The sequence below is a fragment of the Aurantimonas sp. genome, from assembly GCF_964217435.1.
In the GTDB taxonomy this organism is placed as follows: domain Bacteria; phylum Pseudomonadota; class Alphaproteobacteria; order Rhizobiales; family Rhizobiaceae; genus Aurantimonas; species Aurantimonas coralicida.
The window spans coordinates 321,265-334,425 of record NZ_CAXPJM010000008.1 but is presented as its reverse complement, the minus strand read 5'-3'; the positions used below and the strand labels follow the sequence as shown (position 1 = coordinate 334,425).

Below are 13,161 nucleotides of genomic sequence, written 5' to 3'. Positions count from 1 at the left end.
GTTCCGCCACCAGTGCGCTCTACGTACAGCGACGCAACGTCCTGTATGTCCCACGTATAGACCGGGAGGCCAACGTCGCTCGGCACGAACGGCGACACCCCCCCGCCCCGACGCACCGACAGGCCGGTAAGAGACAGGCCAAGGCCGAGCATTAGGCGAGGCCGACAATGTCGGTCGCCGTCGAAGCCGCGCGCACCTGAGTGACCCGAACGGGCAGCGTGGTTCCGGCAGCGACGCCAACGAAGGTCACATCATCACCGCCGTCTGCGGGACGAACGACCAGATCGCCAGCGCCACCAACGTAGAGGCCGCGCGTGACATAGGCGAGGTCGGCATCGGCAGCCGTGATGGCGAAAAGGGTTCCGCTCGAAGCGCTCGAACCCATCGAGTGGCTTCGGTAATTGTCGATGATCGGCATCAGATTGTCATCCTTCGATAGGGCGCGATCAGCGCGTTGACCGTCAAGCTCATGTCGATCCGACCAGAGCCCCGCTCCGAGACGGTGGCACGGTTCTCATACAGATCGCCGACCATCAGCAGGATCGCAGAACGCAGCGATGCCGGAACGTCAGCAGGTTCATCGCCGAAGCCAGCAGTGAACGTCACGCGGACAGACCCCGCGTCCATGCGCGCCGAAGGCCAGACGGTATCCAGCGAGGCTGCAACGTAGGCGCTCATGTGGTCGGATAGGATGCGGAACGATCCGCTGTCCACCGTCTGCTCAACGCCATCGGCATCGTCGTATGTGACCGCTGCTGCCGAGACGTTCGGCAGAGGCAGTCGAAGGATTCGACAGAAGCCGTCGAAGTCCTGGCGCCATTCCTGATTGATCAGCGCGCGGCCGAGGGCGCCGCTGTAGCCGTCGAGGTGCGCCGTAGCTGCCTCGATGTAGGCGGTGATCAGGCTGTTCTCGTCGTCATGATCGACGCGGAGGTGCTGCTTCACGTCGGCCAGCGCGACGGGGAGCGCCGCCGGCGCCGTGATGAGAACCGGCGGACGCGAGATCATTACGCTGCCGCCACTGCGGCGGTAGCCGCGCTCGTTTCGGACGCGGAGCCGGTCCAGTTCGTGCCGGTAACCGTCACAGTGATGACCGCGCCCACATCGTCGGCAACGAGGTCATAGGTCGATCCGGTCGCGCCTTCTATCGCCGCGGCGTCGCGCTCCCACTGATAGGTCAGCACCGGCGCCTCTCGACCGGTCCAAGTACCGCCGACCGCAGTCAGGGTCTCGCCCTCTGTCGCAGTGCCAGTGATGCTCGGCGCGACCGTGTTCTCGGGTGCGAGAGGTAAGCCGCCAGTGGCGCCGATGAAGCCAGCCATCGTGCGCTGCTTTGAATACCGCATAGCCCTAGCGCCTCTTGCTTTTCGATGCCCGCGCGGCCTTGTTCGCCGGGGCTGCTTCCATCTTGTTTTTCAGCGCCGGCTCTGCCTTCTTGCCCGGCTCCTTGAGGACGCCATTCCGCACAAGCGCAGCGGCCTCGCCCTCCGAAATTTCACGCTCGTCGCCGGGCATATACATCCGGTCCCCGAGGTGCTGTCGGATCACTTCGTACTTCATGGCAGTGACTCCTTCGGTTCATGAAGAGGGCGCCCCGTAGGCCGCCCTCCGTGATGAGCCGAACGATTAGGCGACGAAGCCCAGATCGCCGTAGATGAAGGCCTCGGGCCGATACACGGCCAGCGCCAGACGCTCTTCGGCGAGGATCGTGACGAGGTTCTTCGTGAAGTCGTCGTTCACGTAGCCCGTTTCGACGCGAGCATCCCAGCGATCGAAGACCTGCGCGCCGAGCTGGAACGCGCCGGTCAGGAACTTGTCGATCGAGATGGCCTGGGTCGTCACCACCGGCAGGCTCCAGAGCGTCGGCTGAGCCGTGCCCTGCGGAACGCCGATGATGTAGTCGCCTCCGGCATTCTTGGTCAGTTCGATGCGCGCCCAATCGGTGGGGTGCATGACGTGACCGGTCGCCGGGTATTCGGCCAGCGCCGCCTGGAGCATAGCGAGACGCATCGTGTCGATGGCCGTCGCCGCCGAAGGCGTGAACGGTGCCGAGTAGGCAGTCGCCTGCGGGATGATGCCGTTCAGGTTCTGGCCGGTGCCGTCGCCGTTGAGAAGCTGCGCTTCCTCGACATAGGCGAGGCCGTACAGCAGACGCTGGTCGATGATCGAGCGAATCTGCGACACGTCCGACAGAGCCTGACGCGAAGCCTTCATCCAGTGCGCGATCACCTTCGCCGAGGTCGAGACCAGATCGAACTTCAGATCCGATTCCGGCTTGGCAGCGCCTTCCGCGACCGGCGCCGCGCTGTTCGTGAAGCCCGTCTCCTTGACGTACTCCAGCGTGTTGCCGTCCATCTGGCCCTGGGTGAGCAGATCGCGGACAGTCATGCGGCGCTGCGCGAGCGGCATAATGCCCGGCAGCCGGGTCTGGTTTACCGCGTCGCCGACCGAGCCGGCGGCATCGGTGGTTGCCGTGGTCAGCGTCGCCTTGACGTTGAGATCGGCAGCGCGGGCGCTCTTGGAGAAGCCGGTTGCCTCGAATGCCTTGTAGCCCTCGCTCTCGACGAACTGCTCACCGATCGACTTGCGACGCTCGTGCTCATCGCCACCGCCGCGGGACATCTTCTGCTCAATGCCCGAAGCCTGTTCGGCCAGCTCGTTCATCTTGACGAGGGCTTCATCGACCGTCTGCTTCAGCGAGGCCGACAGTTCTTCGCCGGCCTTGGCCTTGCCGAGCGCTTCCTCGGCGACCGCCTTCACCTTGTCGACGGCTTCGCTGTGTGCGGCCTTGACTTCGGCTGCGAGCTGCTCGGCCGTCTTCTGGCCGCCACCGTTCGGCTTGTCCGGTGCCTCGAAGGCAATGCGGGGCAGAAAGCGGTGGGTGTCTGCGAAACTGGCGACGCGCGCCAGGGAGCCGCCGGTCAGGGCAGCGTGCTTGAGTTCCGTCACGGGAACCTCCTTACTTGGGGAAAATGGCCGTCAGGCCGTGAGAGCGCGCAGGAATGCGAGCCCGTCGTTCTCCGCTTCGGCAGGTTCCCCCTGCCCCTTCAGGTGGACGCGCGCGGCACGCTCCGCCTGTGAATTCGAGAAGCCCAATCCCTTGAGCCAAGTCTCGAATTCGCGCTCTGTCAGCCGGTCCCCGGCCTTCAGACGATCGTTGAGTTCATGCGCCGCCTTCGCAGCTTTCACGCTGGAGACGACGGCATTCTCATTGGCGCCGATCGACACGACGGACACCTCATGCAGATCGAGCTTTTCCAGCGTCCAGATCCCGGTATCCGTGTCGACGGAGTATTCCTTGATGCGATAGCCGATCGACAGGCCATCGATGTCGCCTTCCTTCAGAAGCGCATAGGCTTCCTTGGCGCGCTGCACGTTCATGTTCAGCTTGCCACGCATCAGCAGGCCGCGGTCGTCTTCCTCGGCAGCAAGCCACTTGCCGATCGGCTCCGATGGGTCGTGCTGCCAGAACATCTTCGGCATCGTGCCCTTGGCCGAATGAGCCGCAAGGCTCTCTGCGTAGGCACCGGCCGCGATCACGTCGCCGTAGCTGTCGGGCTCGCCGCCGAAGGTCGAACCGTAGCCCTCGAATTCGCCGCTCTTGTCCAGCGCCTTGATGTCGAGCACCGGCGCCGCCTGCTTGATCAGCAGGGCTGCATCCTTGGTCTTCATCTCGTCAATTCCCTTGAGGCTGCGGTAGCGCTGCTGGCGCCTGCCCGGCGTCAGTGATCGGCACGTTCTGGGACTGCATCCGGGGCACGTCGCCACCTTCGACCGGCGGCAGGTTCTCGCGAGAACGGACCTCGTTGATGGTCATCGCGCCCATTTGCGTCATCTCGCGATAGAACTCGGCACGGCCCTTGCTGTCGGCCCGTAGAAGGCCTTCGATGTTGAACTCGATGATAATGCCGGCAGCGCGATCTGCGGGCGTCAGAAGCTGTTTCTCGAAAGCCTGCTCTATGCGCTTGAGCCGATGGCGAAGCGAGAACTTCAGGAAGCCGAGCGTCTGCTGTTCAAGGCCGGTGCCCCAACTTGTCGACTTCTCGGTGTGGCCGATCATGAACGGCGGCACCCCGAAGAACCGGCAGATCTCTTCGACAGAGAAGGACCTGCTCTCCAGCATCTGTGCGTCTTCGGCGCTCAGCGAAACCGTGCTGAGATCGGTGTCGCCTTCCAGGATGAAGGGGCGCCCGGCGTTGACCGCGCCGAGGTACTTCTCAGCGAGGCGGGTTTCGGTGAGATCGCGCTGTTCCTTCGTAAGCCAGTTCTTGAACTTCAGCACGACCGAAGGGCGGAGGCCATTGCGGAACATGCTGGCCGCGGCTCGATCCGTCGCGGTCGCCAGAGAAAATGCGTTGCGCCCGAACTGAAGCGTTGACATGCCACTGATGGAGTCGCCGCCCGGCCCGCGAACATGCAGGATATTCGTCTCTGCTTCAGTGAACTGGCGGCCTTTGTCATCGGTCCAGCGGTACTCGAGAGCGCCGCTTGGGAGCCGACGAACCGCCATCCTGTCCGGCGGAATCGGGACCAGCGAGACGATGCGAGCGCCCTCGCGGCGAACCCTTGCGTAAGAATTGCCACGCAGCTCGATCGACGAGCACAGGAAATCGAGGAAGTCGACCGCCGTCTGCTCGAAGTTCGGGCTGTCATGGAGAATGCGATAGAGCGGGTGATTGCGCGCCACCTCGCGGGCGCCGTCTGCTCGTGTGCGATAGACCATCAACGGCAACGAGGCGACGGTGCCGCAAAGCAGATTGCGACAGGCCCACACGGCCGACAGCGAGAGCGCGGTGTGGTCGTTGACCACCTCGCCCGCATCGCCGCGATGAGAGCCATCAACCCATGCGTCGGGTTCTCGAATGACGAGGCTGCGAACATAGTTCGCCATCTTGCGAAGCACGTTCACGCCGCATCCACCAAGCTTGCGAAGAAGTCGTTCATCTTGCCGGCTCCCTCGTCAATCGTCATCCATCGAGCCAGCGCCATCATGTGCGCCACCGGCCCGTCGATCTTGTTCTCTGGCCGGTTCTTGCGAGGATAGACGTTGTCCTTCGCATCCGGCTTGGCGACTACGTTGGACAGCATCCACGTGAACACCGGATCGCCGTTGTGGGCGATCTTCCGCGACCGGATCAGGCCGTCCATCTGCTTCATCGCAGGCGAGAAGTTCAGCACCAGAGGCCGGACTTCGACGACCGGAACGCCCTCTTGCGAAAGCTCCGACATCATCATCATCGCCTGGTGCGGATCGAAGGCGATCTCCTCGACCTGGAACTGTTTCGCCAGCCCGAGCAGGTCATCGCGGATCGTCACATAGTCGATCATGTCGCCATCGGTTTGGGTCAGCCAGCCGGCTTTCTCCCATCCGCGATAGTGCTCGTTCTCGCCCTGCTCGATTGTCGCTTCCGGCAGGTAGTAGCGCCCGAAACGGGCGAAGCCGTCGCCGTGCTGGAACGTGATCTCGACGGCGGCAATGTCGATCGTCGAGGCAAGGTCGACACCGATGCGGCACGGCTGGCCGGCGAAGTCTTCGATCTTGAGCGAAGGGTCTGCGCTCTCCGTCCAGCGCTGGATGTTGAAGTAGGCGTCTCGCGCCTGCACCCAGAGGTTCAGATGCTTGGTCTTGAAGATGCCGACCTTGCGCGGGTTGTTGATCGCGTCGCGCTGCCGAGCGCGCAGGAACTCGCCCTTCACGCTCACATCGAGGTTTGGGTTCGCCTTGCGGAGAGCGGCTTCGCTCGTCCAGTCGTCATCGGGATCCACTGTGTAAATCAGAGCGAAGAGTTCGTTGTTCTCGACCAGCCCTTCCAACACCTTCTGCGCGTCTTCCATAGCCGCGAAGCATGGCCCGGCAAGGTTGTCGCCCGCAGTCGTGATGATTAGCAGCAGCGGCTGCTCACGGGCGCCCATGCCCGTCTCCATCGTGTCGACCTGAACGTCTGTGTCGTGCTCGTGGTACTCGTCGATGATCGCGCAGGTCGGGGAAGAACCATCGCCCGGCTTGCCGATCACCGGCTCAAACTTCGATCCGTTCCCCAGGATATGCAGGTTCGATGCATTGACCGAGAGGCCAAACGCCGACTGAAGCGCTGGGGTTTTCTGCGCCATCAGGCGCGCAGGCCCGAACACCTCCCAAGCCTGCCGCTCTGTCGTAGCGCCCGAATAGACCTCTGCGCCATGTTCGCCGTCCGCTGTCAGCATGTAGAGGCCGACACCGGCAGCCCATGTCGACTTTGCGTTCTTGCGCGGCTCCAGAATGAGCGCCTTGCGGAACCGCCGTAGACCGTCCCGCTTGCGGACCCAGCCGAACAGAGCCGATGTCTTGAAGCACTGCCATGGCTCAAGCTGGAGCTTCAGCCCCTTGCGAGCCCACTCGCCTTTCGAATGAGGCAGCAGCTCCAGAAACCGACAGACCTTCTCAGCCTTCGCCGGATCGAACCGGTAGGGGAACGCCTTGTCCTTCTGCTTCGCAAGGTCGTCGAGATGCCGCTGGCAAGCGAGCCGCACCCATTTGCAGGCAAGGGTCTTGCCGGCGGCGACATCGCGGGCGTAGCTGTTGGCCCTGCCGACGTAACTCGCCGGCTTATCCGAGCGCGTTGAACGGGTTGTCTTCATTGCGCTTCGATGCCGATACCCTGGATTTTGCCGCCGGCCCGAGCCCCAATTCAGCGCGCAGCGATTGCGCCCGCTTCATCGCGTCCGATCGCATTGCCACTTCCGGCCGTGGGCGGAACATCGTGTCGCCGGCTGCCGTCGTCGTGGTGTAGGTTCGCCCGAGGTCTTCAATGATGCCGGTGGTGATCTCGACTTCCTCGACGCACGAGGCGTAGTCGGCGATGACGTTTCCCCACTCCAGGCTCAGCGTGCCCATGCGCTCCATCGAGGCGCAGGTCTCGAAGAAGATCACCGTCGCCCGCTCTGAAAGCCAGTCCGCGGGCTGCGGTGTGCCGACTTCCGCCTGCGGCTCATCCGGGTTCATGCGGCACTTCTGCGCCGTGCCCGACACGACCTTCAGGTGCGTCGGTTTGCGTGGTCGTCCACCGGCCATGTTCGGGTTCCAGTTTTGCACGTGCAGAAAAGAGTGTACCGCACCGGTCTTTAGCGAAGAGACCCTAGACTTTAGACGGCCCCCCGGTTGCTCGTTCGTCGGACTGGATCGGTCCATCGTGGCATGGCTGGCAGACCGCTTCCCAGTTGTCCCGCTCCCAGAACAGTGTCTTGTCGCCTTTGTGTGCGATCCGATGATGGACGACGGTTGCAGAGACTACGCGCCCCGAAGCCTCGCACCGCGCGCATAGAGGGTGAGCATCGAGGAAGGTGCGTCGTGCCTTCTGCCATCGGCTGTCATAGCCGCGTGATGCAGCGGAGCCGCGCCATCTGTCGTTGGCTTTGTCTCTCTCCCTCTTGGCTTCTCTTCCAGATAATGAGCCGAAAGTGCGATGCGTCGACGGGCGATATGGCACGAACTGACCTTCTGACGAACGCGTATTTGTCCATCGACTTTGCCAGCCGAAGCCGGTTATATTACCTTAAGTAATCACGCTCGGGAGGTTCTCATGATGGGTATAAGACTCGCAGCTTGTATGGTCTTGCTCGCTTCGCCGGCGCTTGCGGAATCGGCGCCAGACCCATCGTCGATCTTTCCCGGAAAGTGGTGGAATGAGCGGTGTTCGACGATCGACTTAACCGTCACAGAGACAGCGCCCGATCAGTTCGAAGTCGGCGGGACGTTCACAACCGGTGTAGGGTCGGGAGTAGGAAATTCTGTCCCGATCACGGGCTATGTCGCGGGTGATCTGATTGCGTTCTCTGCCGCACTCGGAGCTACTGGCTCACTTACGAGTTGGTCAGGACAACACACGCTGAATGGCGGAGAGGATGTCATCTTAACTCAGTGGCTACTAGCCGCAAATCTGTCTGATGACGAAGACGAAAAAGAGACGCTCTGGAGATCGCTTTGGACGGGTTCGGACAATTTCAAAAAGACAAAGCCATCCGACTGCAAATGAGGCTAACATTCTCGCGGCAGAGATTCTTCTATATTCGTCGGGCGTAAAATATGCAGATGAGGGACTTGCTGATTGGATCCGGTATTGGACTAGCAGCTCTTAGCTGGGGCATAACGGCTGAGCTACGCATCCAACGCTTCAGCGAGAAGATCGAAGAACAGCAAGAAAAAATTGGTCTCATAGCAGTCGCGCCGGCTGTTCAACGTCAAGGCGAGCCCAGCCCAATCGAAAACCCTCTCCATAAAGCATGCGCCGATTTGGCAATCCGATCATCCGACGCTAGCGCTGCAATCAAAATATCCGTTGTATCCGACATTGAGAGGCTTATGGCGAACTTGGGATGCAATGACGTTTTGCGGAAGCAAACCGATTGACCGTACCGGTCGGCGAAACTTGCACACCATACCGGTGGATAAGCTGCCTCGTCCCAAACGTTCCCTTGCGTTCCAGCCTGCCGCAATCAATCCTGCGGTCGTGACCATAGGAGATGCAAGTGGCAAAGAAGCAATCAAGTTCAAGCACGTCGACGCTGGCATCTAAGGTGCTTAGCGGAGCGAAGAAGGCTACGGCTGCTGATTCCAAGAAGCTCGCAGCCTCAGTCCTGTCTCAGGATGAGAAGAAGGGGCAGAAGTAAGCTCAGCACCGTTAGTGAAATGCGAGGCGCAGACTCCGTCTAGATACTGCGTCTCGCCATTTGTAGATGCAAGAGGCCCGCCGAAGCGAGCCCATAAACCTTCAGGAGTGCCGGTCCACTTGGCGGGATGGCTGGGTCCGGGTGATGCCGCAATGGCAGGGACCCGGATCGTCCTGTAACCATATCTACTCCGCTGCCACGAGGATTTCAAGCGGCACCTCCAGTTCGTCCACAAGACCGCCGAACAACGCCAAGGCCACCTTTGCCTTATTGCCTGCGATCGACTTCACCGGAACTGTCTGGCCGGCGAATGGGCCATCAATGACCTCAACCAGATCGCCCTCGGCAAACTCATGGTGGGTGTGCATGAAGCGGTGCGCGGCCGGCGAATTGAGGCCGCTCCCGGTGGAGCGTAGGAGCGCACGCATGGCAGGCGCCGGGATCTGTACCGGCGTACCGCTGATGCCGACCACGGCGCTGATGACCGGCAGGTTGAACAGGTCGAACCAGAGCGGAAGTCCGGGTCGGAAGCCCGCGAACACATACCGCGGGGCCACGGCATAGCTGCGAAGCTCCTTCTCCTTTGAGAACTTGCTGCGCCGGCGCCATTCGTGGCGTGTCGGAACGTATGTCGGCAGCCCGTAACGCTCCAGAATGACCTGCGCGACAAACTCCTTCTGAGGCGGCACCTGCAGCGCGTACCAGTGGAGCGCGTCGGCCATCGCCAGCAGCTCGTCCAGCCGCGGCTTTGCCGTCTCGCGCAGCCGAAGGCGTGAAGAGGGACGCTCCCTCGCCTTCTGGCGCGTCGGCACTTCCACGGATTCCTTGGCCTTAGCCGATGTCGGGCACCATGAGATCTTCCGCATCAGGCCGCCTCCGCCGATGTGCCAAGGCGCGAATAGGTCTGCGGGATCTCCTCGAACCGGCGACAGGCGCCGAGGAACTCGAACTTCACCGTGCCCGGCTCTCCGCAGCGCGGCTGGAAGCGGATCTTCTTCGAGATCACCAGCGTCTGGTCCCGCGCATAGTCGCGGTAGACGACGAGGCCGGCATCGGCCTTGTTGCGCCAATGTGCGGAGCCCGCGAGGTCGTATAGCGTCGGGATCGGCTCTCGGCTTTCTCCCGGTGCTGCCCGGATCTTGGTCGGGTGGACGATGATCCAGACGGTGACATCGTGGTGCGCAGCAAAGCGTTTGCACTTCGAAATGAACTGGCTGATGAATTCGGTCTCCGTCAGCTTCGTGGGCCGGCTGGCCTCGATCTCGTTGTACGGGTCGATGATCAGGTGGCGGACACCCTGGCGGATGACGGCGGCCTTGGCGCGATCCAGAACCCAGTCGATTGCCGGGGTGTGGTCCTTGGCATTTATGAACACGAAGCGGTCCCTCACCCACGCCATCGCGTCGGCGAGTTCCTTCGGGGTCATGCGCTGCGTCGGGCCATCGTGGAATGGGAAGCCCGCCCAGATCTCGCAGAGGTCGGCGATATGGTTGGCGTCTCCCGTCTCCGGTGAGAAGACAGCCCAGCGGTCGCCGTTCATCCGCGCTGTCTGGACCGCCACCTGATCGAGCCAGCGGCTCTTGCCGTGGTTCGGAATGCCGGTGACGACGATGAACTGCCCCGGCTGATAACGGAAGGCGCGGTCCATCTCGGGGAAGCCCGTGGACTTCGGCTGAGGGCCGCGGCCGTGGTAGAGGTCCAGCACCTCGTCAGCGAAGTCTCCGGCATCGTGCAGGCCGTCGATTGGCCATGGCTCCGCATCCGTCACGCATTGGCGCACTGCGTCGGCGCCGTGATGCAACAGCGTGTCGTTGGCGTCCTTATCTTGGATGTCGTCTCGGTTCGGAAAGCGCACCCGCCAGCAGCGATCCTTGCCAAGACGGCGCGCGAGCTCGTTGGCCAGCATCTCGCCCGGGCCGTCCATGTCGGTGGCGATGAAGACGCGGCTGACAGCCTCCAGAGCGTCGGCGTGCGTCGCCAGTGGCTCGTATCGCCGTTCGCTCGCCTCGGGCTTCGACGGGGCGCCATTGGGCAGCGAGACCACACGCTCGAAGCCGGCCTCGATGAAACTCAGCACGTCGATCTCGCCTTCGCAGATGATCAGGTCCTGCCCGACGACGATGCTGTCCGCGTTGTAGAGGACCGGCTCTGGGTCCTTCTCCTGGCGGAAGTGCTTCTCCGCCGAGCGGTATTTCACGTTCCGCAGGGCGCCGGCCCACTCATAGGGGAACGCGATACAATCCAGTTCACCGTTGGTCTGCGGAAACCAGATCTTGGTCCGATAGATGCCGGCCGCCATGACGGTCTCAGCCGAGATGCCGCGTCCGGAGAACCATTCGAGCAGCTTGTCCGGCCGCTGCGGGTTCTCCACCGGCTCGGGACGGCGGTAGCTGCGAGAACCACGAGTATTGGCTGATGGCCGATGGTCCCGGCCACCGGTCGCCCCGGCGAAGCCGCAGTGGTGGCAGTTCCAGACCGCCCTGCCCTCCGGCTCCACCGTCACCGACAGGCACGGTTCTGTCTTCTTGCGCCGCTGGTGCGAGCATGCCGGGCAGATCACCTTGTGGGTTCCGGCAGCCGCCGAGCGGAGCTTGATGCCCTGCTCTCCGAGAGCGCTGATCACGTCTGTCATGGGGATTATCGCGCCGTTCAAAACGATTGCCTCATCTGGCGTTCGACGGGATCTGTCGACCAGCCGGGTTTGATCGCTTCGCCGATCCACGGCACCGGATCGGCGACCCGATCCACCTCCGCCTGCCGGATTTTCGTCAGGACGACACGGCAGTCGTCGCGGCTGGCCTTCAGCCATTTGCCGATCAGCGCCCGGCAGCGGCTATCCGGTTTTCCGGTCTGCCGGATGAGGGACCTGATGCCTTCGTCGAACAGCTCTTTTCGGATGTCCGGCGGCGCGTTTGCGCCCGATCCGTCAGGATCGGAATAAGAACCGTCAGGTTCTTCTCTGGCTTCTGGCTTCTGGAACGCGCGCGTATAGCTTGAACTTTGCTGCAGCTCTTGCTGGCCCGGCACATTGATATTGCTGCGCTTTTTCCGGACTTCGGCAGATTTTACTCCGCCTCTCGATCCGTTTTCGGCGCGTTTTCGAGAGGTTTTCGAGGAGTTTTCGCGCTCTTTCTGGAAGCGCGCGTTCGTCAAACGGCCGTCGGCAAGACGGATGATCTTGCCGCTCACGATCAGTTTGTCACGCAGGATGCGATACCGGCGGAGCGACACCTGCATCCATCCAGCGATCAGGCGCTCATTGTCCACGACCGGCTCACCGCTCTGGTACATGAGATCGAGGAGCGTGGTGTACGCTCCCCGCTCCTCCAGGCTGAGGCCCATGTAGCCGTTGAGCGCATCCGAGTGGTAGCGCTTGTGCCACGGGTTGCTGCTCACGGCCGCGCCTCCGGATGCTGAACGGAAAGGACGGTGCAAGACGCAGGCTCACCGAGCCGCCGATCAGACGGCAGGTAGAGGTCCATGAAGCGTCGCCACGCTGCACCCGCGGCTCTTGCATCCTCGAAGGACGCCGTCTTCTCGACGAGAGCCTTGGCAGCGAGATAATCGTCGAATGCCTCGCGCTGCCTTTGATCGCTGCTGGTAATCATGCTGCGGCCCTCGCGTCCGCTTCGACGAATACGGCCCGCACGTGATCCGCTGCGGCCTGGAGGTCCGCGTCGTTGACCTCATTCGGTGCGAGCCGGTCGCGGATGCTTGCAGCGATCTGCTCGCGCTCCGTGAGACCGTCGTCGACGATCGCGTTGACGATCATCTTGCCGATTTCGTTGATATGGCGCCGCTGCCGCTTGGCGGCGTCCCGCGCCGTCACCATCTGCGACGTCAGGTCGAGGAGGTTGCCGACCGGCTCGCCGCACTCGACGAGGTAAGCGACGATGCAGCGGATCCGCTCTTCGTCGACATACCCGCCATCAAAAGGCCGGCGCTGCATTTCCTCCATCGCCATTTCGCGGATGGCGCCAAGACGCTCCATCTCGGAGTCCAGCCAACAGTGTGATGCGCTCTCCCCTTGGCACCGGGGCATGTTCACGATGGAGAGGTACGCTCCCATGGCCGCAATGAGACCGTCCACGAGGATGATCATCTCGCCGCATTCCATCTCTCGGATCTTCGCGGCTTCGGCTGGGTACTCAGCTTCGAAGCGGTAGGGTTCAGTTGCGATCCTGCCGGTTGCCGTGGTATTGGTTCCGTCGTTCATTTCCTGATCCATTTCCTGGTGGGTTGAACCTTGGCTCGGCGAGGACTGCCATCCCGCCGGGCCTTTTGCTTTCTGAGCCGCCGCCATCACGCCGCGGTCTCCATGAAGAAGGCTGCGAGCTTGGAACGTTCGATGACCCACCGACCGCCAACTTTGCGTGCGGGGAGTTCGCCCTTCTCCAGCATGTGAAATGTCGAACGGGAACTGCGGCTTATGATCTTCGCGATTTCGGCAGCGCCCCAAACGAGGTCGATGGTCGTCGAGCTTTCCATGTGATCCGTTCATCCTTTCTCAATCCC

At 62.3% G+C, this 13,161-nt stretch carries 17 protein-coding genes; 1 reads left to right on the top strand and 16 read right to left on the bottom strand.

What is annotated here, in order from left to right; translation table 11 throughout:
- Positions 1 to 151 precede the first annotated feature (151 nt).
- The 10 genes from ACEQX1_RS04855 to ACEQX1_RS04810 all read right to left on the bottom strand — a co-directional run bounded on the left by ACEQX1_RS04855 (position 152) and on the right by ACEQX1_RS04810 (position 7,466).
- Positions 152 to 418 (bottom strand): hypothetical protein, encoded by a 267-nt coding sequence (locus ACEQX1_RS04855; protein ID WP_370194842.1) that lies wholly within the window; start codon positions 416 to 418, stop codon positions 152 to 154.
- Positions 418 to 1,008 carry a head-tail connector protein gene (locus tag ACEQX1_RS04850; protein WP_370194843.1) on the bottom strand — a complete coding sequence of 197 codons (591 nt, stop codon included), beginning with the start codon at positions 1,006 to 1,008 and terminating at the stop codon, positions 418 to 420. The genes ACEQX1_RS04855 and ACEQX1_RS04850 overlap by 1 nt, the downstream gene beginning before the upstream one ends.
- Positions 1,008 to 1,322, bottom strand: a complete 315-nt coding sequence (locus ACEQX1_RS04845) for a hypothetical protein (RefSeq protein WP_370194844.1) — start codon at positions 1,320 to 1,322, stop codon at positions 1,008 to 1,010. The genes ACEQX1_RS04850 and ACEQX1_RS04845 overlap by 1 nt, the downstream gene beginning before the upstream one ends.
- Before the next feature lie 28 nt (positions 1,323 to 1,350).
- The gene (locus ACEQX1_RS04840) at positions 1,351 to 1,560 is read right to left on the bottom strand and encodes a hypothetical protein (RefSeq protein WP_370194846.1); all 210 of its coding nucleotides are present in this window, start codon (positions 1,558 to 1,560) and stop codon (positions 1,351 to 1,353) included.
- 66 nt (positions 1,561 to 1,626) lie between these two features.
- On the bottom strand, positions 1,627 to 2,862 hold the full coding sequence (locus ACEQX1_RS04835; RefSeq protein ID WP_370194896.1) for a phage major capsid protein: 1,236 nt from the start codon (positions 2,860 to 2,862) through the stop codon (positions 1,627 to 1,629).
- Positions 2,863 to 2,979: 117 nt separating this feature from the next.
- Positions 2,980 to 3,672 (bottom strand): HK97 family phage prohead protease, encoded by a 693-nt coding sequence (locus ACEQX1_RS04830; RefSeq protein WP_370194848.1) that lies wholly within the window; start codon positions 3,670 to 3,672, stop codon positions 2,980 to 2,982.
- Between the two features lie 4 nt (positions 3,673 to 3,676).
- On the bottom strand, positions 3,677 to 4,909 hold the full coding sequence (locus ACEQX1_RS04825; protein ID WP_370196555.1) for a phage portal protein: 1,233 nt from the start codon (positions 4,907 to 4,909) through the stop codon (positions 3,677 to 3,679).
- Entirely contained in the window at positions 4,906 to 6,618 is a 1,713-nt protein-coding gene (locus tag ACEQX1_RS04820) for a terminase large subunit (protein WP_370194850.1), read from the bottom strand. Before ACEQX1_RS04820 ends, ACEQX1_RS04825 begins: the two co-directional genes overlap by 4 nt.
- Positions 6,587 to 7,051, bottom strand: a complete 465-nt coding sequence (locus tag ACEQX1_RS04815) for a P27 family phage terminase small subunit (protein ID WP_370194851.1) — start codon at positions 7,049 to 7,051, stop codon at positions 6,587 to 6,589. The genes ACEQX1_RS04820 and ACEQX1_RS04815 overlap by 32 nt, the downstream gene beginning before the upstream one ends.
- Before the next feature lie 64 nt (positions 7,052 to 7,115).
- Complete coding sequence (locus ACEQX1_RS04810; RefSeq protein WP_370194853.1) at positions 7,116 to 7,466, bottom strand: HNH endonuclease; 351 nt, start codon at positions 7,464 to 7,466, stop codon at positions 7,116 to 7,118.
- 93 nt (positions 7,467 to 7,559) lie between these two features.
- Here ACEQX1_RS04810 and ACEQX1_RS04805 point away from each other — a divergent pair, with 93 nt between their 5' ends.
- The gene (locus ACEQX1_RS04805) at positions 7,560 to 8,012 is read left to right on the top strand and encodes an avidin/streptavidin family protein (RefSeq protein WP_370196554.1); all 453 of its coding nucleotides are present in this window, start codon (positions 7,560 to 7,562) and stop codon (positions 8,010 to 8,012) included.
- A gap of 819 nt (positions 8,013 to 8,831) precedes the next feature.
- Here ACEQX1_RS04805 and ACEQX1_RS04800 read toward each other — a convergent pair.
- From ACEQX1_RS04800 to ACEQX1_RS04775, 6 genes are read right to left on the bottom strand one after another with little or no spacing between them, the layout of a single operon-like run.
- Positions 8,832 to 9,512, bottom strand: a complete 681-nt coding sequence (locus tag ACEQX1_RS04800) for a transcription termination/antitermination protein NusG (RefSeq protein WP_370194854.1) — start codon at positions 9,510 to 9,512, stop codon at positions 8,832 to 8,834.
- Positions 9,512 to 11,368 carry a DnaB-like helicase C-terminal domain-containing protein gene (locus ACEQX1_RS04795; RefSeq protein ID WP_370196553.1) on the bottom strand — a complete coding sequence of 619 codons (1,857 nt, stop codon included), beginning with the start codon at positions 11,366 to 11,368 and terminating at the stop codon, positions 9,512 to 9,514. Before ACEQX1_RS04795 ends, ACEQX1_RS04800 begins: the two co-directional genes overlap by 1 nt.
- On the bottom strand, positions 11,296 to 12,042 hold the full coding sequence (locus tag ACEQX1_RS04790) for a DUF1376 domain-containing protein (RefSeq protein WP_370194855.1): 747 nt from the start codon (positions 12,040 to 12,042) through the stop codon (positions 11,296 to 11,298). Before ACEQX1_RS04790 ends, ACEQX1_RS04795 begins: the two co-directional genes overlap by 73 nt.
- On the bottom strand, positions 12,039 to 12,254 hold the full coding sequence (locus ACEQX1_RS04785) for a hypothetical protein (protein WP_370194857.1): 216 nt from the start codon (positions 12,252 to 12,254) through the stop codon (positions 12,039 to 12,041). The genes ACEQX1_RS04790 and ACEQX1_RS04785 overlap by 4 nt, the downstream gene beginning before the upstream one ends.
- Complete coding sequence (locus tag ACEQX1_RS04780; RefSeq protein WP_370196552.1) at positions 12,251 to 12,949, bottom strand: hypothetical protein; 699 nt, start codon at positions 12,947 to 12,949, stop codon at positions 12,251 to 12,253. The genes ACEQX1_RS04785 and ACEQX1_RS04780 overlap by 4 nt, the downstream gene beginning before the upstream one ends.
- Positions 12,949 to 13,134, bottom strand: a complete 186-nt coding sequence (locus ACEQX1_RS04775; RefSeq protein WP_370194860.1) for a helix-turn-helix domain-containing protein — start codon at positions 13,132 to 13,134, stop codon at positions 12,949 to 12,951. The genes ACEQX1_RS04780 and ACEQX1_RS04775 overlap by 1 nt, the downstream gene beginning before the upstream one ends.
- Positions 13,135 to 13,161: the final 27 nt, after the last annotated feature.